The organism is Serratia sp. HNCC26DJ206 (assembly GCF_057180605.1).
In genome coordinates this window covers 61,726-80,764 of the sequence record NZ_JBXUGP010000005.1, presented here as the reverse complement: position 1 = coordinate 80,764, position 19,039 = coordinate 61,726, and the positions used below count along the sequence as shown (strand labels likewise).

General features: G+C 52.6%; 19 protein-coding genes. 12 read left to right on the top strand and 7 right to left on the bottom strand.

Features of this window, described 5'->3' with window-relative positions; genetic code table 11:
- The 4 genes from AC2A1E_RS04915 to pabB form a co-directional block, all read right to left on the bottom strand.
- Positions 1-1,599, bottom strand: coding sequence for an EAL domain-containing protein (locus AC2A1E_RS04915; protein WP_484382824.1), 1,599 nt, complete (start codon positions 1,597-1,599; stop codon positions 1-3).
- Positions 1,600-1,926: 327 nt separating this feature from the next.
- Positions 1,927-3,291 (bottom strand): L-serine ammonia-lyase, encoded by a 1,365-nt coding sequence (sdaA, locus tag AC2A1E_RS04910; protein WP_484382823.1) that lies wholly within the window; start codon positions 3,289-3,291, stop codon positions 1,927-1,929.
- 308 nt (positions 3,292-3,599) lie between these two features.
- A complete protein-coding gene (locus AC2A1E_RS04905) occupies positions 3,600-4,178 on the bottom strand; it encodes a CoA pyrophosphatase (RefSeq protein WP_484382822.1) in 579 nt (192 codons plus the stop codon).
- On the bottom strand, positions 4,175-5,548 hold the full coding sequence (pabB, locus tag AC2A1E_RS04900; protein ID WP_484382821.1) for an aminodeoxychorismate synthase component 1: 1,374 nt from the start codon (positions 5,546-5,548) through the stop codon (positions 4,175-4,177). Before pabB ends, AC2A1E_RS04905 begins: the two co-directional genes overlap by 4 nt.
- Positions 5,549-5,973: 425 nt before the next feature.
- On the opposite strand from pabB, the gene AC2A1E_RS04895 reads away from it, so the two are divergent.
- Positions 5,974-6,981, top strand: a complete 1,008-nt coding sequence (locus tag AC2A1E_RS04895) for a glycosyltransferase (RefSeq protein ID WP_484382820.1) — start codon at positions 5,974-5,976, stop codon at positions 6,979-6,981.
- Between the two features lie 63 nt (positions 6,982-7,044).
- The gene (locus AC2A1E_RS04890) at positions 7,045-7,284 is read left to right on the top strand and encodes a YoaH family protein (RefSeq protein WP_484382819.1); all 240 of its coding nucleotides are present in this window, start codon (positions 7,045-7,047) and stop codon (positions 7,282-7,284) included.
- Between the two features lie 36 nt (positions 7,285-7,320).
- On the opposite strand, the gene purT is transcribed toward AC2A1E_RS04890, so the two are convergent.
- A complete protein-coding gene (gene purT, locus AC2A1E_RS04885; protein WP_484382818.1) occupies positions 7,321-8,499 on the bottom strand; it encodes a formate-dependent phosphoribosylglycinamide formyltransferase in 1,179 nt (392 codons plus the stop codon).
- Between the two features lie 220 nt (positions 8,500-8,719).
- Between purT and dbpA the strand changes: the two genes are divergently transcribed.
- The 5 genes from dbpA (at position 8,720) to AC2A1E_RS04860 (ending at position 13,762) form a co-directional block, all read left to right on the top strand.
- Positions 8,720-10,102 (top strand): ATP-dependent RNA helicase DbpA, encoded by a 1,383-nt coding sequence (gene dbpA, locus AC2A1E_RS04880; RefSeq protein ID WP_484382817.1) that lies wholly within the window; start codon positions 8,720-8,722, stop codon positions 10,100-10,102.
- Positions 10,103-10,187: 85 nt separating this feature from the next.
- Positions 10,188-10,517, top strand: coding sequence for a YebG family protein (locus AC2A1E_RS04875; protein ID WP_459402374.1), 330 nt, complete (start codon positions 10,188-10,190; stop codon positions 10,515-10,517).
- 25 nt (positions 10,518-10,542) lie between these two features.
- A complete protein-coding gene (gene yqfB / locus AC2A1E_RS04870) occupies positions 10,543-10,851 on the top strand; it encodes a N(4)-acetylcytidine aminohydrolase (protein ID WP_484382816.1) in 309 nt (102 codons plus the stop codon).
- A 152-nt stretch (positions 10,852-11,003) separates the two neighbouring features.
- Entirely contained in the window at positions 11,004-11,657 is a 654-nt protein-coding gene (locus tag AC2A1E_RS04865) for a tellurite resistance TerB family protein (protein ID WP_484382815.1), read from the top strand.
- Between the two features lie 71 nt (positions 11,658-11,728).
- Entirely contained in the window at positions 11,729-13,762 is a 2,034-nt protein-coding gene (locus AC2A1E_RS04860; RefSeq protein ID WP_484382814.1) for a S9 family peptidase, read from the top strand.
- Positions 13,763-13,795: 33 nt separating this feature from the next.
- On the opposite strand, the gene exoX is transcribed toward AC2A1E_RS04860, so the two are convergent.
- The gene (exoX, locus tag AC2A1E_RS04855; protein ID WP_484382813.1) at positions 13,796-14,464 is read right to left on the bottom strand and encodes an exodeoxyribonuclease X; all 669 of its coding nucleotides are present in this window, start codon (positions 14,462-14,464) and stop codon (positions 13,796-13,798) included.
- Positions 14,465-14,867: 403 nt separating this feature from the next.
- On the opposite strand from exoX, the gene AC2A1E_RS04850 reads away from it, so the two are divergent.
- Positions 14,868-15,305, top strand: a complete 438-nt coding sequence (locus tag AC2A1E_RS04850) for a TraR/DksA C4-type zinc finger protein (RefSeq protein WP_459402379.1) — start codon at positions 14,868-14,870, stop codon at positions 15,303-15,305.
- 110 nt (positions 15,306-15,415) lie between these two features.
- Positions 15,416-16,369, top strand: a complete 954-nt coding sequence (pip, locus tag AC2A1E_RS04845; protein WP_484382812.1) for a prolyl aminopeptidase — start codon at positions 15,416-15,418, stop codon at positions 16,367-16,369.
- 34 nt (positions 16,370-16,403) lie between these two features.
- Here pip and AC2A1E_RS04840 read toward each other — a convergent pair whose 3' ends face one another.
- On the bottom strand, positions 16,404-16,634 hold the full coding sequence (locus tag AC2A1E_RS04840; RefSeq protein WP_459402769.1) for a DNA polymerase III subunit theta: 231 nt from the start codon (positions 16,632-16,634) through the stop codon (positions 16,404-16,406).
- A 340-nt stretch (positions 16,635-16,974) separates the two neighbouring features.
- On the opposite strand from AC2A1E_RS04840, the gene ftnA reads away from it, so the two are divergent.
- The 3 genes from ftnA to copD all read left to right on the top strand — a co-directional run bounded on the left by ftnA (position 16,975) and on the right by copD (position 19,031).
- Entirely contained in the window at positions 16,975-17,493 is a 519-nt protein-coding gene (ftnA, locus tag AC2A1E_RS04835) for a non-heme ferritin (protein ID WP_484382811.1), read from the top strand.
- A gap of 269 nt (positions 17,494-17,762) precedes the next feature.
- Positions 17,763-18,146, top strand: coding sequence for a CopC domain-containing protein YobA (gene yobA / locus AC2A1E_RS04830; protein ID WP_484382810.1), 384 nt, complete (start codon positions 17,763-17,765; stop codon positions 18,144-18,146).
- A gap of 3 nt (positions 18,147-18,149) precedes the next feature.
- The gene (copD, locus tag AC2A1E_RS04825) at positions 18,150-19,031 is read left to right on the top strand and encodes a copper homeostasis membrane protein CopD (RefSeq protein ID WP_484382809.1); all 882 of its coding nucleotides are present in this window, start codon (positions 18,150-18,152) and stop codon (positions 19,029-19,031) included.
- Positions 19,032-19,039: the final 8 nt, after the last annotated feature.

Genomic DNA, 19,039 nt, shown 5'->3' with positions numbered 1-19,039 from the left:
TCAGGCCGGAGGGTTCTCCTCCGGCCGTTTATGGCGCATTTCCTGCTGCCGGATTTCATATTGCTGTAACCACACCGGAAACACCTTGATTGGCATTGGTTTGGCAAAGTAGTACCCCTGCAACGCATTGACGTTACGGGAGCGCAGATAGTCGGCCTGTTCCTCGGTTTCTACCCCTTCAGCTACCATCTTGATCTTCAGGCGTTGTGCCAGCGTGATAATAGTGTCGGTAACGGTGGCGTTCACCGCGTCGGTCCCGATAGCGGCGGTAAAGCTTTGATCGATCTTCAGCACGTCCGGGCTCAAATTCTTCAGATAGCTCAGTGAACTGTGACCGGTGCCGAAATCGTCGATCGCCAGCATGATGCCCATCTCTTTGAGCGACTTAATCTGTTCATGCTGAATTTCCGACAGCGCCGTGCGCTCGGTCAATTCCAGCATCATTGAGGGCATCGGGTTGGCCGGTAACCAGATGCGACGAATATCGTCAATAATACTGACGGTATTGAAGTGTTCGGCGGCGACGTTGATGCTGATATAAAACGAGGGGCGCTGCGGGAATAGACTCAGGTTTTCCACCACGGTGGTCATCAGATAGCGGGTGAGCACGATGATCAGATCGTGTTGCTCGGCCAAGGGAATAAACACATCCGGTGAAATCCAGCCCTGACGTTTATTCTTCCAGCGCAACAGCGTTTCGACACCGATGCAGCGGCCATTGTCGCTCTTGATGATCGGCTGGCAGTAGACGCGGAATTCACGATGAGTAATGGCGTGGCCGATGTAGTAAGACAGGCTCATGCGGTTGGCGGTCACCAGATACACCACATAAGCGACCAGCAGGCTGAGCATTAAGGCGAGTGGGATATGGCGTGGCAAGGCGGCCAGCGCCAGCATGCTGGCGCTAGGACCAAACAGTGAAATAGAGAGCGGGTACTTATCTGATTTCGCCGTATATTGCAGACCTTCAGCCTGCGTACTACCGAGAAGAATTTCGCGCTGGCCGTACATCAGGCTGTGGTTGCCAACGTTAAGTACTACCCGGTGAGCGTAAGGCTCCTGTGGTTCAAGCAGGAAATTGGCCAGCAGTTCAATATTGAATACGTGCAGCACGCCGTTGGTAGCGCTGTTGTCCAGCGGCGTCCACATCACCAGCGTCGGCACGCCTTTGGCGACCGCCAGGGAAGGGCGCAGGGCCAGTTGCACACCGTCATTATTCATCTCAGGGAAGATAATCGAAAACACATAATTACGTGGGCCAAACAGGCTTGAACAATAAATATCACCGTTCTGAACCAGAAGCAGCGAGCGCAGGGCCTGATTCTGAGCTGCCCGAAAACGCAGCGTCGGCATTATCGGCTCACAGGGTTGCCCAACCAGCGGCATGGTGCGTTCGGCCTGCTGTTGTGCCGGTAGCAGTAACCTATTCAGTTTGGTGATGATTTGAGTGGTTAAAACCTGTCGGTTCTGCTCAGTGATGCGAATTTCCTGATAATAACGGATATACATTGAAATCAAAAAAATAACCAACCCAACCGCACAGGCGAGCAGCCAACGGTAATAGCGGTATTTCGATGCGGCAAGCTGGGTCATCAACATCGGGTAAATCCTTGTTCAGTGCCACTCTACGCCTTAACACTGTAATAAGAGGTAATTCTAGTCTGTTGCCGTAGAAACTTAATGATAGCTCAACAAATAACTTCACATATTTGCAACACATGGGTTAAGCGAGGGGGAATAGAAGGCAGAAAAGGGTTGAACAGCCACCAAGAAAACCCTGCCGGGAAGGCGTAATGCCGGTCAGTTAAGCGCAAAGCTGCATAATTATGCAGCAGGTGCTAAAGGTGTGGCCTCCCTCTCCCTGTGGGAGAGGGAACGGGTTAGCCTTAACTGACAAGCATTAGACCAGGTAGGCGGGTAGTTGAATTAATCACACTGGACTTTGATTGCCAAGCCGCCACGAGAGGTTTCACGGTATTTAGCGTTCATGTCTTTGCCGGTTTCGTACATGGTTTCGATCACTTTATCCAGTGAAACGCGGGGCTCACTGGTGCGGCGCAGCGCCATGCGTGCCGAGTTGATGGCTTTCACGGCAGCGATGGCATTGCGCTCAATGCACGGCACCTGAACTTGGCCAGCAACAGGATCGCAGGTCAGGCCCAGGTTATGCTCCATGCCGATCTCTGCGGCGATGCATACCTGTTCCGGGCTGCCGCCCAACAGTTCGGCCAGGCCCGCGGCAGCCATGGAACAGGCAACGCCGACTTCCCCTTGGCAACCCACTTCGGCACCAGAGATAGAAGCATTCATTTTATACAGCGTCCCGATGGCGCCGGTGGACATAAAATAGCGGATGTAAATGTCCGGGCTGACGGATTCGATAAAGTGATCATAGTAGGCCAGCACGGCGGGCACGATACCACAGGCACCGTTGGTAGGCGCCGTGACCACTCGGCCACCAGCGGCATTTTCCTCGTTGACCGCCAGCGCAAACATATTCACCCAATCGATCACGTTCATCGGATCGTTGGACAGTTTGTCTGAAGAGACCAGCATACGGCGCAATGCCGAAGCACGACGCGGCACGCGCAGTGGCCCTGGCAGCACTCCTTCGGTATTCAAACCACGATCGATACAGGCACGCATGGTTTGCCAGACGTTGGCAAAGTAGCTTTCGATCTCCTGCTTGCTGTGCAGCGCCAGTTCGTTCTGCATGATCAGGCCAGACAGAGAAAGACCGGTGGTGTGGCAATGTTCGAGCATTTCACTGGCCGAATGGAACGGATAAGGCACGCTGACCTCGCTGCTGTCGGCTTTACCGAAGTGCTCTTCATCAACGATAAAACCACCGCCGAGGGAATAATAGGTCTTGCTGTAAACCTGCTGGTCTCCGGCGAAGGCATGGATCTGCATACCGTTCTCGTGCAGAGGCAGGCTATCACTGCGGAATACCATGCCGCCGTCACGCGGGAAATCGACTTCATGCAGGCCGCTTGCCAGCATCAGGCGTTGACGCTGTTCAACGTCACGAATAAAACCGGGAATGCTGTCGATATCGACCGTCGCTGGCACATTGCCCGCCAGGCCGAGGATGATGGCAATGTCGGTATGGTGACCTTTACCGGTCAATGAGAGTGAGCCGTAAACATCAACGGCAACACGCGTGACTGAAGGCATCAGGCCTTCGTTTACCAGATCGTCGACAAACTGTTTGCCGGCTTTCATTGGGCCAACCGTATGAGAGCTGGACGGGCCGATGCCGATCTTAAACATGTCGAAAACGCTAATCACGCTAAAACTCCTTAAAGAGGCATATTGTTATGGCTGCAACAGCCTAAGCTGCGCAGGAAACCAGGCTCGGGTGGCCGGTTTTACATCAACGGAGCTTAAACCTCATTATAATAGTGGTTTGTTCCGGGTGCTGGTATTTTACAGGTATTTCATAAGGCTTAAGAGAGTATTTACGGTTTTTTTAAAAGACTGATGCGCTGAACAGTAGTTGAAAAAAAATAGCCATGAAGTGATAGCGATCGCTTTACAGATGAAAACTGTAAGAGACAAACACTAAATTGTGAAATCAATCACAGAAGTCGGCGGCCTTAAATGCTTACTTGCTGCGCCAGGCGACGAATGATGGCGGCGGTTAACCCCCAAACAAACTGGCTTTGATACCAGGAAAGGTAGAGCCGGTGTGAATGGCCGTTGCGGTGAATATCCAGCGGGTAATAGCGTGATAGCGTCAGTGCTTCGTGCAGCGGCATTTCAAACACCTCCGCCACTTCCTCGGCATTGGCATAGAATTCGATATCTGGCGGAAGCAGGCCAACGATCGGCGTGACTTGAAAACCGGTGTTGCTGTCGAGCGGAGCCAGTTGCCCCAGTACGTGCACCGCCTGCGGCGGGATCGCCACTTCTTCCTGCGCTTCACGTAGGGCTGTCACGATCGCTGAGCCATCTTCGGCATCGGTTTTGCCCCCGGGAAAGGCCACCTGGCCCGCGTGTTTACGCAATGAATCAGCCCGGCGGGTGAGTAGCAAGGTCGGTTCCGGCCGGCAGATAATCGGGATGAGTACCGCAGCCGGGCGCACGTTATGCGAGGCCTGCGTGGCCTGTGGCAGTTGCAATTGAAAACGGCTGATGAAAGCGGCCAGTGACGCCGAATGGTCCGGATATTTCACGAAACGGTAAACTCCCCCAACTGTGGCAAGATGCGGCCTACCTTATCAAAGGTTTCCTGATATTCCGCCTGCTCCTGGCTGTCGGCAACGATGCCACCGCCTGCGGAACAATAGATGCGGCCGTTTTCGGTGGTCAGCGTCCGGATAGTGATATTGGTATCCATGGTGCCGCAGGTGCTGATATAGCCAATGCTGCCACAATAGGCATTACGCCGCTGTGGTTCCAACTCTTCGATGATCGCCATGGCGCGTACTTTGGGGGCTCCGGTGATCGAACCGCCAGGGAAACAGGCACGCAGCAGTTCGGTGGCTGGCGTGGTGGTGGGGAGCTGCGCGGTGATGGTACTGACCAGATGATGTACCGCCGGGAACGGTTCAACCACAAACAGTTCGGGCACGCGTACGCTGCCCGGTTGTGCCACGCGGCCGATATCATTGCGCAGTAGATCGACAATCATCAGGTTTTCAGCGCGATCTTTCGCTGAGTTAGCCAATTTCTCTGCCTGCGCCGCATCTTCCGCCGCATCGGCCAAGCGAGGCAGGGTGCCTTTTATCGGCCGGGTCTGGATCCGCTGATTCTCCAGCCACAGAAAACGCTCCGGCGAAACGCTCAACACGCTGTTTTGCGGCAGCCGCAGAAAAGCAGAGAACGGTGCGCGGTTGCTGGCGTTCAATTGGCAGAAAGCCTGCCATTCGTCACCTTGATAAGGCGCGGAAAAGCGCTGTGCCAGATTGATTTGGTAACAGTCACCGCTGCGTAGGTACTCCTGAATACGGCGAAACTTCTCACCGTATTGCTGGCGCGTCATATTCGCCTGCCAGTTGCCGGTCAGGACAAAAGGCGCACAAGACGGAGTCTGTTGCTGGCTAAGCCAGCGCCAGCGTTGTTCAACATCGCCATAGCTGAGCAGCGTCAATGTCTGCTGTTGATGATCGGCAATCAACGCCCAGTCATAAATACCAACCGCCATATCTGGTAGGGCAATATCTGCCTGAGCCCACTGCGGCAGTGTTTCTACTCGCCGCCCTAAATCGTAACCGAACAGCCCTAACGCACCGCCCTGAAAGGGGAGGTCCGTATTCGGTCTCGGGCGTAGGTGTAGCGCCTCCAGTTGCTGTTGCAACAGCAGGAACGGATCTTCTGATGAGATCTTGCTCTCAGCGCCATGGCAAATTTCGGTGTTTGAGCCGCGGGTGGTCAGAGTGAGGCGCGGCTCGGCAACCAGAATATCAAAGCGATTATGGGAGTGCTCGGCAAACCCAGAATGCAGCAACATAGCCCAAGGTTGCTGCGCCAGTGGAGCAAACAGCTCCAGCAGTGATTCACGGGTATAGGGCAAAGATTTAAGGTTTGGGGCGGTTGCACTCATGGGCTTCAATCGACCTGGCTGACAGGAATGGCGGTTTCGGCTGGTTATTCTGCCATATTCTACCCGCAGGCGCAGCCCACAGTGGCTCCAGGCGAAAAGTAAACCAAGTATTTCTTGCGACTTTTACACCTCTTCTAGATGTAAAAACGCAAGAAGCCTTGATGCTGGCAAATAGAGATCATAGTGTTACCTAAACTTGCGAACATATAATAACATTCTATTATTAATTACGAATGGTTATTATTTCTTTGTTGCCATATTTCTGAGGCAACATGTTATTTAATTCTGAACATGGATTGTGGATATCAAAAATACTCAATAAAATCACCCAGTCAGTCTTGTAGTTCATTGCCTTGCAGCAAAGCAGCACCCTGAATTTATTAAAATAATTAAACACTTTTACTTCTGCCAGCAAAGAGCCGTATATGTCATTAAAACTGAGTGTTATTGTCCCTCTGCATAATGTTGGGGAACTGTTCATCCCTTTTCTGGAGTCTCTGCTTGCGCAGCAGGAACAACAGCTTGAAGTGATTATTGTGAACGATGGCTCTACCGATGGCTCAGGAGATATTGCTCACCGTTATGCCGCGCAGCATCAGCACATTAGCGTGATCGATCAAGCGAATGCAGGCGTATCCAGTGCGCGTAACGCCGGATTGGCCGTCGCGCGTGGGAAATATGTCGCCTTTCCTGATGCTGATGACTTATTGGCGCCAGAAATGTATTCAACGCTGATTGCACAGGCGGAACGGCATCAATTAGATGTGATGCAGTGCAATGGCGAACGTTATTTCGCCAGTAATGATGAGTTGCAGCCGATCATTCCCCAGCAACGATTGAAAGACACCACGGTGATCAGCGGTGCGCAATGGCTGGAAAAAGCGCTGGAATCCCGACGTTTTATTCACGTGGTGTGGCTGGCGGTTTACCGTCTTGATTTTATCAGGCAGCATCAGCTCTATTTTGAACCGGGTCTGCATCACCAGGACATTCCCTGGACTACCGAAGTGATGTTTAACGCCCAGCGGGTGAAATACCTCAGCAAGCCACTGTATCGCCAGCGGGTTCACGATCGGTCGATTAGCAATCGCCGCCGCACCGGGCAGGCCAACGTTGAATACCAGCGTCATTACATGCAGATCGTGGAGATGTTGGTGGCGTTGAATCAGCGCTACGGCCAGAAAATCCCGCTTTGCCCGGCATTTCACTGGCAAATCACTCGCGAAGCGTTGGGGATCTGCCACAGCATTCGCCGCGAACCTGAGTTACAGGCACAGCAGCAGATCACTGAAGAGTTCTATCGGCGTGGTATCGATCAAGCCATGATCGCCAACATGCGCGGTATCAAACAGATATGGCAGGTCATGTTGTGGCGACATCGTCTGAAGCAGTGGCGGAGCAACAGCCGTTGCCCGTTGCGGGCCCCAGAATAACAGGCGTAGGGTTCCACGGTTTTAAGGCGTATACTCCACGTCCATTTTACTGGGGAGAAACACATGCTTGCAGGTATGCCGTCACTGAGTCATCAAGAACAGCAGGAAGCTGCTGAACGTATCCATCATCTGATGGCGCAGGGCATGAGCAGTGGTGAAGCCATCGCGTGCGTCGCACAGGAAATCCGCGAAAAACATCAAGGGGATCGGGTGACAGCCCTGTTCGATGATGAAGAGGAAGAACCGCAGGAAGAGCCGACCGAGTATCTGGAAGACGACGCTGAAGACGACGAGAATTATTGAGATTATCGGGGTTCGGCAGGCCGAACCCCGCGGTTATCAGCCTTGAACTATCACAGCGGTAGCTGCCTGTTTAGCCAATTCTACTGCCTGCTCAACGTCCGCTGCGGTAGCCAGTGCTACACCCAGACGGCGTTTGCCGCTGATGTCCGGTTTGCCGAATAAACGTACCTGATTATGGCCGCTTAACGCCCGATCCAACCCACTGAAGCGCAGGTTTTCGCTGCTCAATTCCGGCAGGATCACCGCTGAAGCCGAAGGCCCGAACTGGCGGATGCTACCGATTGGCAACCCGAGGAAAGCACGTACGTGCAGGGCGAATTCGGACAGATCTTGCGAGATCAGCGTAACCATGCCGGTATCGTGCGGGCGTGGTGATACTTCACTGAAAATGACCTCATCACCGCAAACAAACAGCTCGACGCCAAATAAACCAAAGCCCCCTAATGCGTTAACCACGTTTTCTGCAATCGCCTGCGCACGGCTTAATGCCAACTCAGACATCTGCTGCGGTTGCCAGGATTCACGGTAGTCGCCGTCTTCCTGACGATGGCCGATCGGGGCACAGAAGTGTATGCCATCAACGGCATTGATGGTCAGCAAAGTGATCTCGAAATCAAACTTCACCAATCCTTCCACGATCACCCGGCCACCACCGGCGCGGCCGCCTTGTTGGGCGTATTCCCATGCGCTGCCAAGCAGCTGCTCGCTACGGATCAGGCTTTGCCCTTTGCCAGACGAACTCATTACCGGCTTGATAATGCATGGATAACCAATTTCTGCCACTGCCGCACGGAAACCCTCTTCGCTGTCGGCAAAGCGATAGCTTGAGGTTGGCAAACCCAGCGTTTCTGCCGCCAGACGGCGAATGCCTTCGCGGTTCATGGTCAGGCGCGTAGCTTCGGCACAGGGCACCACATTGTGCCCTTGCTGTTCCAGCTCGACCAGCATGCTGGTGGCGATGGCTTCTATTTCCGGCACGATGTAATCAGGGCGCTCCAGCTCAATGACCGCTTTCAATGCCTGACCATCCAGCATATTGATCACATGGCTGCGATGGGCCACATGCATGGCAGGAGCGTCTTTGTACCGATCGACAGCAATCACTTCCAGCCCTAAACGCTGGCATTCAATGGCAACTTCTTTACCCAACTCGCCAGAGCCGAGCAGCATAACGCGGGTAGCAGAAGGGCGCAGAGCGGTTCCAATTGTCAACATAGTTTCGTACCAATACGGTCTGATAGTAGGCGCGCATTATATACGAAAACGATTGCGTGTGCAGAGGGTGAGATAACAAGGCCCGGAAATCTGCCGTTGCTAGCAGTTTTTTTACCGCTGAAATCTGGAATCCACACTAACTCTGTTATCATCTGCGCCTGATTCGGTGCCAGCCCGCGGGCCGCGCCGCCTTTCCACTTGCTATATAAGAGTTATTGCCGTGAGCACAGTTTCCTTTTCTTCCCTGCCGCTGCCAGCCGAACAGTTGGCCAACCTCAACGAACTGGGGTATGCCGAAATGACGCCGGTACAGGCCGCAGCGCTGCCCGCTATCCTGAAAGGGCAGGACGTTCGTGCCAAAGCGAAAACCGGCAGCGGCAAGACGGCGGCGTTCGGTATTGGTCTGCTGGATAAAATCAATGTTGCCCAAGTGGCGGCTCAGGCGCTGATCCTTTGCCCGACGCGTGAGCTGGCCGATCAGGTCAGCAAAGAACTGCGCCGCTTGGCACGCTTCACCCAGAACATCAAAATCCTGACCCTGTGCGGCGGCCAGCCGGTGGGGCCACAGCTCGATTCATTGGTGCATGCGCCGCATATCGTGGTCGGGACACCGGGCCGCATCCAAGAGCATCTGCGTAAAAAAACGCTGGTGCTGGACGATTTGAAGGTGCTGGTGCTGGATGAAGCCGATCGCATGCTGGACATGGGCTTTGCCGATGATATCGACGATGTGATCAGCTATACGCCGCCGCAGCGCCAGACCTTGCTGTTTTCTGCCACCTATCCGGCAGGCATTGAGCGCATCAGCGCCCGCGTGCAGCGTGAACCGCTGAATGTCGAAGTGGATGAAGGGGATGAGCCCACCACCATCGAACAGCGTTTCTATGAAACTACGCGCGATCAACGCCCGGCAGTGCTGGTGGCGGCGATCCGCCATTATCAACCCGCTTCCTGCGTGGTGTTCTGCAACACCAAGCGTGACTGCCAGAGCGTGTTTGAAGCGCTGGAAGCGCGCGGCATCAGCGTGCTGGCGCTGCATGGCGATCTGGAACAGCGCGATCGCGATCAGGTATTGGTACGTTTCGCCAACCGCAGTTGCCGCGTGCTGGTGGCGACCGACGTCGCGGCTCGTGGTCTGGATATCAAAGATCTGGAACTGGTGGTGAACTACGAACTGGCCTTTGACCCGGAAGTGCACGTACACCGCATTGGCCGTACTGGCCGTGCTGGTTTGAGCGGGCTGGCCATCAGCCTGTGTACGCCACAGGAAATGGCGCGCGTCCATGCGATCGAAGAGTATCTGCAAATAACCGCCAACTGGGTGCCGGTTTCAGAGCTGAGCGGGGCGTCAAATGCCTCGCTGGAGGCCGAAATGGTCACCTTGTGTTTCGACGGTGGCCGCAAGGCGAAAATCCGCCCTGGCGATATTCTCGGTGCGCTGACCGGCGATGCCGGGCTGACGGCAGCGGATGTGGGCAAAATTGATATGTTCCCGGTGCATGCTTACGTGGCGATCCGCAAGGCCAGCGCACGCAAGGCGCTGCAACAGCTTCAGCAGGGCAAAATCAAAGGCAAAAGCTGCAAAGCGCGGCTGCTGAAATAATAAACGGCGGAGCGCTTGCGCTCCTGCTCGATATGATATTATACTGTATAAAATTACAGTATTCTAACCTTTGAGGAATGCGCAAATGGCTGTTGAAGTGAAATATGTAGTAGTAAGAAACGGTGAGGAAAAAATGACTTTCGCTAACAAGAAAGATGCCGATGCCTACGACAAAATGCTGGATCTGGCCGACAGCCTCGGTGAGTGGCTACAACAGGCACCGATTACCCTTGAAGATGAACAGCGTGAAGGGCTGAGCTTCTTCCTGGCAGAGAATAAAGACGCGTTAGCGCAGATCCTGCGCGGTGCAGCGCCGCAGGAAACAGTGAAAAAGCCGGCTAAAGCCAAAGCTGAAAAACCGGTCGCTATCCTGAAAGAAGAATCCACCTCCGAGTCAGAACAGCAGGCTGCATAATCAGCCGTGATGAACAAGGAACGGCATGAACCGTGAGATAACCTTCTTCAGCCGCTTTGAGCAAGACATTATGGCCGGGCGCAAAACCATCACCATTCGGGATGCCAGTGAATCCCATTTCCACCCCGGTGAGGTGCTGCGCGTAAGCCGTAATGAAGACGGCGTATTTTTCTGCTTTATTGAAGTGCAATTGGTCACGCCAATACGTTTAGGGGCGTTGACCGAGGCGCATGCCCGGCAGGAGAATATGACGCTCAGCGAGCTGAAACAGGTGATCAACGAGATCTATCCAGGGCTGGATGAGCTGTTTGTGATTGCCTTCAGTAAACGTTAATTTCTTGCCTGGCTGAGTCTTTAATCACTCTGCGACACAAATTTTCATCTTTCATACATTTACTGACAAATAATCCCCTAATCTGAAGATTGAGCGGCGATCTGGCATGAAAGTGCCTGCACGCCTGAACTTCACCTGTTCAGAGGTAGACGATGAAAAATAACTGGATGCAACAGATTCAATCCATGCTGGGTGACAAAGCCAGCTCAATGGGCGGCACAGAAGGTATTGGTAAATTACTGGCCCCGACCGCGCTGGGCGGTCTAGTAGGCGTTCTATTAGCCAACAAGTCTTCCCGTAAAATGGTGGGCAAGTTGGGTAAAAATGCGTTGATTATCGGTGGCAGTGCTGCGTTAGGAGCCGTGCTGTGGAACAAATACAAACAGCGCGTCAAAGAAACACACCAGGAAGAGGCGCAGTTTGGCTTGCAGAGTACGCCAGTGGATTTGCGTGCTAAACGGCTGGTACAAGCGCTGGTGTTTGCCGCCAAAAGCGACGGCCACATTGACGCAGAAGAAAAACAAGCTATCGACCATAGCCTGGAGCAATTGCAAGTGGGTGATGAAGCTCAAAGTTGGGTGCAGCAAGCCATCGACCAACCGCTGAACCCGGATCTGATCGCGCAAAGCGTGAAAAATGAAGACGAAGCGTTAGAAGTGTATTACCTGAGCTGCATGGTGATTGATGTCGATCACTTTATGGAGCGCAGTTATCTTGATGCGTTGGCACAATCGCTGAAAATTCCGGCTGACGTCAAGCAGGGCATCGAAAATGACGTTCACGAGAAAAAACGCGATTTGGCGTAGCCCTGCGGCTTGTTAATCTGGTGGGGATCGTGTCACTCTTGCCTTAATCAAGGTAAGCGGATGATTTAGCAATGATGACACCCCCTAAGGCAGAAAAACGTCCTTATCCGATCACCACTCACGGTGACACTCGTATAGATGACTATTACTGGTTGCGTGATGACGAGCGCACAGATCCCCAGGTACTGAACTACTTACAGGCAGAAAATGCCTACACTGATGCACAGTTGAAGCCGCAGCAGGCGCTGCGTGAAACGCTGTATCAGGAGATGGTGGCGCGTATCCCGCAGCAGGAACATTCCGTGCCGTACGTTAAGCGCGGTTTTCGCTATCAGACCCGCTACGAGCCCGGTAATGAATATGCGTTCCATGTACGCCAGCCAGAAGCGGCAAGTGAACAGTGGAGCACCTTGATCGATGGTAATCTGCGGGCCGAAGGGCACGAATTTTACACGCTGGGTGGGTTGGAGGTGAGTCCCGACAACCAGCGCCTGGCGGTGGCGGAGGATTTTCTGTCGCGTCGTCAGTACGATATTCGTTTTAAAAACCTGCATGATGATAGCTGGCTTGAAGAAGTGCTGGAGAACACGTCCGGCAATTTCGAGTGGGTGAACGATTCCTCTACCGTCTATTACGTCCGCAAACATGCTAAAACGCTGCTGCCATATCAGGTCTATCGACACGTGGTTGGCAGCGATCCGCAGCAAGATGTGCTGGTGTATGAAGAACGGGATGATACCTTCTACGTCAGCCTGGAAAAAACCACCTCAGAACGCTTTATCCTGATCCATCTCAGCAGCACTACGACATCGGAAATTCTGCTGTTGGATGCGGATAATGCCAGCAGTACCCCGCAAATGTTTGTACCGCGCCGTAAAGATCACGAATATGCCGTCGACCACTATCATCAGCATTTCTACATTCGCTCTAACAGAGACGGCAAGAACTTTGGTCTTTACCAGAGCGAGCAAGCCGATGAGGCGCAATGGCAGGCGCTGATCGCGCCACGAGCCGAGGTGATGTTGGAGGGATTCAGTCTGTTCCGCGACTGGCTGGTGGTGGAGGAACGTATTGCTGGTCTGACGCAGTTACGCCAAATTCATTGGCGCACTGGAGAAGACAAGAGCATTGCCTTCGACGATCCGACCTATGTCACCTGGCTGGCGTACAACCCACAACCAGAAACGGCCCTGCTGCGCTATGGCTACTCTTCCATGACGACCCCCAGCACGCTGTATGAATTGAATCTGGACAGCGGTGAGCGCGTACAACTCAAGCAGCAGGAAGTGAAAAACTTCACTGCGGAAGATTATCGTAGCGAGCGGGTGTGGGTGAAGGCACGTGACGGCGTTGAGGTACCAGTGTCTTTGGTTTACCGTCCCGATCGTTTTGCTCACGGCGCGAATCCGCTATTGGTTTACGCTTATGGTTCGTACGGCAGCAGCATGGATCCGGCGTTCAGTTCTAGCCGCCTTAGCCTGCTGGATCGTGGTTTTGTTTTCGCTCTGGCACACATTCGCGGCGGCGCCGAACTGGGCCAGCTGTGGTATGAAGACGGTAAATTGTTTAAAAAGCAGAATACCTTCAACGACTTTATCGACGTGACCGAAACGTTGGTGGCGCAAGGCTATGGCGATAACCAACGCGTGTTCGCCATGGGCGGCAGTGCGGGGGGGTTATTGATGGGGGCTATCATCAATCAGGCACCGCAGTTGTACCACGGTGTGGTCGCACAGGTGCCGTTTGTGGATGTGGTCACCACCATGCTGGATGAGACGATCCCGCTGACGACCGGTGAGTATGATGAATGGGGCAACCCGAACGACAAGGCCTACTACGACTACATCAAGCAGTACAGCCCTTACGATCAGGTGAAAGCGCAGGATTACCCGCATATGCTGGTGACCACCGGGTTGCATGATTCACAGGTGCAATACTGGGAACCGGCCAAATGGGTGGCGAAGCTGCGCGAACTTAAGACTGATGATCATCAGTTGCTGCTGCATACCGATATGGATGCAGGCCACGGCGGCAAGTCTGGCCGTTTTAAAGCCTACGAGGATATTGCGCTGGAGTATGCGTTTATTCTTTCGCTGGCCGAGTAGTGAAAACGCGGGTGGCACAAGCTGCCCGCGCTGTTAGCCGATCAGATAATACTTCAACGTATGCTTCATGTCCGGGCTGAGATCGTCGATGGATTTCAGCATCCAGCGCAGATAGCCGGGATCATCCTGCGCCACACGTTCAATCTCTTGGCCGCGATACTTACCGAATTTGAATTTTTTCAGCAACACCGGTTGCTCGGTGATCTGCACCATCTGCTCTGGCGTCCAGCCGGAGTCCCGCATAATGCGTTGCAGCAGTGCGGCGGTCACGTAGCAGTCATACAGCGCACGATGTGGGTAGAGCGTGGTGTCCTGTGGCAGTTGGACATCCAGGTTCAGGGCATAGCGCAGGTATTGGTTGCCATATTTGATGTCCGGGTAGAGCGTTCGCGCCAGCTTGACGGTACATATCCAGGCACCATTCATTTCTGGCAATACTCCGCGATCGAACGCCGCATTGTGTGCCACATAATATTCACTGCCCTGATAGCGACCAATTGCCACTGCAATGCGTGGCTTGCCTTCAACCATCTGTTCGGTGATATGGTGAATGGCCATGGCATCGATACCAATCGGTCGATCGGGGCTGATCAGGTCGCTCATCGGGTTGGTGATACGCCCATCGATCACATCGACAGAGGCCACTTCCACCACGCCGCCATCCAACCCGCAGGTTTCGGTATCTATTACACGTAAGCTCATGTTCTTCTCGGTGACAGTCTCTTGTTTTAGCATAACGATACGTGACACTGGTGTTTTCAGACAACAAAAAACCCGCCTTGGCGGGTTTAACTATGCTTGGAAGTACGCTTATTCACCAGAGTGTTGATCTTTCTTGGCACGCTTACCGGCACGTTTTTCTGCTGGGGTTTTTAACGGCTTCTTCTTCGCATTTTTCTTGCTGTCCATTCCCTTACTCATTATGGCCTCTCAGTTACCTATGGTTGGGTCGGTTGCTGTCCTATTAACCCCATAACGGCAACCATATGCAAGCAACAAAGAGTGAACTGGCATTAACGCGTTGTTAATCCAATGATTATTAATTACTAACATTCCATAAGCTAAAAGTGTTATAATATAACAAAAATGCATATCGGAGATTTCCATGACTGTAATGACGTTGTTAAGCGAGCAGCAACTGCTAGCGATGCCGGAATCTGATTACATGAATGCTGAGCAGCGGGCGTTTTTCCGTCAGCGTTTGCTGGAAGAACAACAAAAACTCTGGCAGCACATTGACGTGCTGAAGCGAGATATCGATAGCGGTGACGTGAGTGGTGATGAGGCTGATAAAGCTGCGCGTGAAGAAGATCTACGGTTGCTGTTCCGTCAGTTGGATCGAGAAAGCCGCCTGTTACCGAAGATGACCGCCGCATTAGCGCGGCTGGAAAATGGTGATTACGGCTACTGCCTGGAAACGGGGGAACCTATCGGTTTGGGGCGCTTGTTATTACGCCCGACGGCGGAATTGGGTATTGAGGCTAAAACGGCACAAGAGATGCGTGAACCGCATTTGCGCAAAAGTAAATCGACGTCATTTTAAGCAAAATCCCGCTAATATGTTGGTGTAATTAAGTATTTTCTTGTTTTGACGTTGACCTGATGCGTGGCTTCGGCTTTGATGAATGAATGACTCACAGAGACGGAAGCGCCATGGAACAATTACGAGGTTTGTACCCGCCATTAGCAGCTTATGATAGCGGTTGGCTGGACACCGGAGATGGTCACCGGATCTACTGGGAACTGAGTGGTAATCCAAACGGCAAACCTGCCGTATTTCTCCACGGTGGCCCTGGTGGTGGGATTGCTCCCTACCATCGGCAATTGTTCGATCCTGAGCGCTATCAGGTGCTGCTGTTCGATCAACGCGGTTGTGGCCGTTCCAAGCCGCATGCCAGCCTGGACAATAATACCACCTGGCATCTGGTCGCGGATATTGAGCGGCTGCGCAAGATGATCGGCGTGGAACAATGGCTGGTGTTCGGCGGTTCTTGGGGATCCACACTGGCGTTGGCTTATGCACAAACACATCCGCAATCCGTCAGTGAGATGGTGTTGCGCGGCATATTCACGCTGCGCAAGCAAGAACTCAGTTGGTATTACCAGGATGGCGCTTCACGTTTCTTCCCCGATAAATGGGAGCGCGTGTTGTCTATTCTGTCAGAAGAAGAGCGGAAAGACGTTATCACCGCTTATCGCCAGCGTTTGACGTCGCCAGATCTCCAGGTACAGCTCGAAGCCGCTAAACTGTGGAGCGTGTGGGAAGGTGAAACGGTCACGCTTTTGCCGAATGGTGCGTCGTCTTCTTTCGGTGAGGATAATTTTGCGCTGGCCTTCGCCCGTATCGAAAATCACTACTTTACCCATCTGGGTTTTCTCGACAGTGATGACCAACTGCTGAAAAACGTACCCTTGATCCGCCATATCCCGGCGGTCATTGTCCATGGCCGCTACGATATGGCCTGCCAGGTACAAAATGCCTGGGATTTGGCGAAAGCCTGGCCCGAAGCTGAACTGCATATTGTCGAAGGAGCAGGGCATGCAACGGATGAACCGGGTATTCTGCACCGCTTGATGTTGGCTACCGATCGTTTTGCTGGCAAGTAACTGACCAGGAAGCCTGCCATATCGGTGGGCTTTTCTACTTCACTTTAGGCTCGTACGGCAGACGGGAGAACTTGTGCGATTCAGCACGATAATGCGCCACACGTTCACGGAAGTAATCTCGCAGATGTGCGGGCTGTTCACGCTCTAACATCTCAGGGATCACCGGCATGTTGTAGCGTTCTTTGAACGCTACACCCGAGGCGGCGAGATCAACGTTCACTTTGTCCATCTCATCTTTGGAAAGCTCTGCCAGATTGTAACCCATGGTATTTTCCTTCAGGTTGCTGCATTGAATCAGCGCAGAAGGTAATTCACCCTTGGTCACTTGGCAAGCCTGAAGCAGGCATAAATCGCTATTTTATTTTCAGCAGTATGGAAGATATTATTTTTTTATTAAATAATAACCATTCTTCTTACAAGGAAATATAAAATAAGGGAATACTCTGACAATATTACCCACTACTCTGAAGGGGTATTTAACATCATGAAAAAATAAATAAAATTCATAGTGAAAGGGGCGTGAATCAAGGGTTTTTATTTTGTTTTAATCAGGGCATAATGCAGGCGAATCAATTTTATCCTCTCGAAAAATAAAAGGAATCATCATGCTAGCGCAAGAAATGATAAAAAAGCTGAATGAACAACTTAATCTGGAATTATATTCTGCAAATCTGTACCTGCAGATGAGCGCCTGGTGTAGTGATAAAGGCTTTGAGGGCGCAGCTGGGTTCCTGAAAGAGCACTCTCAGGAAGAAATGCAGCACATGCAACGCCTGTTTGATTACCTGAGCGACACCGGAGCCTTACCTTTGTTGGGTAGCATTGCGGCACCGCCGGTAGAGTTTGAATCGTTGGCTGACGTTTTCCAACAGACCTACGAACATGAACAACTGATCACACGTGCAATCAATGAGTTGGCGCATGTGGCAATGACCACCCGCGATTATTCCACTTTCCACTTCCTACAATGGTATGTTGCTGAGCAGCATGAAGAAGAAAAACTGTTCAAATCCGTGCTGGATAAGTTAGCGCTGGTGGGCAACAGCGGTAAGGCACTGTTCTTCGTGGATAAAGATTTGAAGAGAATGGGTACAGCTTCCGCAGGCGGCAACGGCCAGGCTTGAGGGTAATTTTTGAAAAAACGCGTGCTCTGTTCTTCACAGCACGCGGTTTTTTATACCCTGTTTTTATCATGGTTTTTCAGCGATACGTGCTGCTAAACAGCAAAATACCAGTGATGTACTCGACTTGTTGATTCACCACCGTTATGATTCAACGCGATACGTTGCTAAAGCCGCAGCGCAATCATTGTGGTGGGGTGAGGTTGCGGAAACATCGCTCCGGTTAACGGCCTGCCCCTTATCACCTTCATTATGATAAAAGGGATTCCTCTGTGATCGCTAGAATTCGTTCATCCTATCGCCTGCTTTCTACCATTTTCGTGCTGTTTGTCGGGCTTTCTTCCCAGCAGGCTCTGGCGCATGCCCACCTTAAAATGCAGACTCCTGCGGCAGATACCACTATCAGTTCGGCTCCGAAAATGCTGACGCTGAATTTCTCTGAAGGTATCGAACCAAATTTTAGCGGTGTGAAAGTAACCGGCCCTGAGCAAAAGGTAGTGAAAACTGGCAAACTGAGCCTGGAGCCGAATAACAGCACGCAGATCAACGTGCCGATTGAAGCGGAGCTGACGGCGGGGAAATATAACGTCAGCTGGCATGTCGTTTCAGTCGATGGCCACAAAACCAAAGGCCAGTACAGCTTTACCGTAAACTGACCGATGACTCTGGCGACTCTTTTTACTCTGTGTCGCTTTGCGCACTTTGTAGCGGTGATGCTGATGTTTGGCATCAGTTTGTTCACCGCCTTACTGTCGCCGCAGCGTTTCTCTCCGCGCATTATCCGTGATTTACATCCGCTGTTGCTGGTATCGACCTGGATCGCTGCGCTTACCGCGCTGTTGATGCTGGCGGTACAGGCCGGAATGATGGGGGAAGGTTGGGTCGATACCTGGCAGGTGGCAATCTGGTGGGCGGTGCTAGGTACTACGTTTGGTGAAGCCTGGCGCTGGCATTTAGCGGTGGCGTTGTTGGCTTTACTGGCGCTGCGTTTGCCCGATCCTAAACGTGCCAATGTGCTCACAGGATGCTCGGTCTTGTTGCTAATCAGCATGGCGTTTATCGGTCATGCCGCGATGCACGGTGGTGCACTGGGCCTTGCGCACCGTTTTAACCATGCGTTGCATCTGCTGGCAGCGAGCTATTGGTTTGGGTGTTTGTTACCGTTGCTGGCTTGCCTGCGTTACCTGGCCCAGCCGCAGTGGCGCAGCGATGCGCTGGCGACGCTAATCCGCTTTTCCCGCTGGGGCCATATGGCCGTAGCGCTGGTGATCCTCACCGGCATCGTTAATAGCCTGATTATCCTTGGTCATTGGCCGTTGAACGTTGATTCTGCCTATCAGCGTCTGTTATTGCTTAAAATCGCGTTGGTGGCTCTGATGGTCTTGGTGGCGCTGGTCAACCGTTACGTTATCGTGCCAACGATGCACAGCACGCCCACGCTGGCACAACGTGCGTTAGTCATGGCCTGCTGGTGTGAAGTGGTGTTAGGGGCCGCAGTCCTGTTGTTGGTCAGTTTGTTTGCAACCTATGCACCAGTATGACATTGCAG